The 1,337-nt window shown below is 45.7% G+C and carries 1 protein-coding gene; it reads left to right on the forward strand.

Annotated elements, in window-relative coordinates:
• The first annotated feature begins 41 nt into the window (after positions 1-41).
• Positions 42-1,271 (forward strand): M16 family metallopeptidase, encoded by a 1,230-nt coding sequence (locus C1T29_RS10770; RefSeq protein ID WP_020451438.1) that lies wholly within the window; start codon positions 42-44, stop codon positions 1,269-1,271.
• The last annotated feature ends 66 nt before the right edge of the window (positions 1,272-1,337 follow it).

A 1,337-nucleotide genomic window follows, 5' to 3' on the forward strand; every position in this document is an offset into this window, starting at 1 on the left:
AATAGGATGTGCGGCCCGTTCTTTGAATAGGAGGAACAAATTTGATTAAACGGTATACTTGTCAAAATGGGGTAAGAATCGTATTCGAAAACAATCCCACTGTCCGGTCTGTGGCCATCGGAGTTTGGATTGGAACCGGATCAAGACATGAAACACCTGAAATTAACGGTATTTCGCACTTTCTTGAGCACATGTTTTTCAAAGGGACTAAAACGCGCACTGCAAGGGACATCGCAGAGTCTTTCGACAGAATCGGCGGACAGGTCAACGCGTTTACCTCAAAGGAATATACGTGCTATTACGCCAAAGTTCTCGATGAGCATGCAAGCTATGCTCTGGAAGTGCTTTCTGACATGTTCTTTCATTCATCATTTGACGAGGAAGAATTGAAAAAAGAAAAAAACGTCGTCTATGAAGAGATTAAAATGTATGAGGACACGCCTGACGACATCGTCCACGATCTCTTGAGCAAAGCGTCATTCGGCAGCCATTCCCTCGGTTATCCGATCCTCGGCACAGAGGAGACGCTTGCTGAATTTGACGGAGATTCGCTCAGAAAATATATGGACGAATATTACACGCCTGACCGCGTCGTCATTTCGATAGCCGGAAATGTGCCGGAAGCTTTTATAAAAGAAGCTGAAAAGCACTTTGGCTCATATGAAGCCAAAGGCAAAAGAACCGGCATGACAAAACCGGATTTTCATCATGAGAAAATGACGCGCAAAAAAGAAACCGAACAGGCTCACCTCTGTCTCGGCTTTAACGGGCTGGAAGCAGGTCACCCGGAAATCTACGATTTGATCGTTCTCAATAATATTTTGGGAGGGAGCATGAGCAGCCGCCTCTTTCAGGATGTCCGGGAAGATAAAGGTCTTGCATATTCCGTGTTCAGCTACCACACTTCCTATGAAGACAGCGGCATGATGACGATCTACGCCGGAACCGGCGCAAATCAGCTTCAGCTTCTGTCAGAAACGATTCATGAAACACTGCGTGTGCTGAAAAGCGAAGGAATTACACCGAAAGAGCTTGAAAACAGCAAAGAGCAAATGAAAGGCAGCCTGATGCTCAGTCTCGAAAGCACAAACAGCAAAATGAGCCGCAACGGCAAAAATGAGCTTTTGCTCGGCAAACACCGGACGCTTGATGAAATCATCGAAAAGTTGAATGCCGTCAGCCTTGAGCGTGTGAACAATCTTGCCAACCGGATTTTCACCGATGATTACTCGTCTGCATTGATCAGCCCGTCGGGTGAGCTGCCGAAATAATACCTCGTTAAAACATGCTTGTCTTTTTAGGCAGGCATGTTTTTTGTTATCGGTTCATACATCATA

Source organism: Bacillus sp. MBGLi79, from assembly GCF_002953915.1.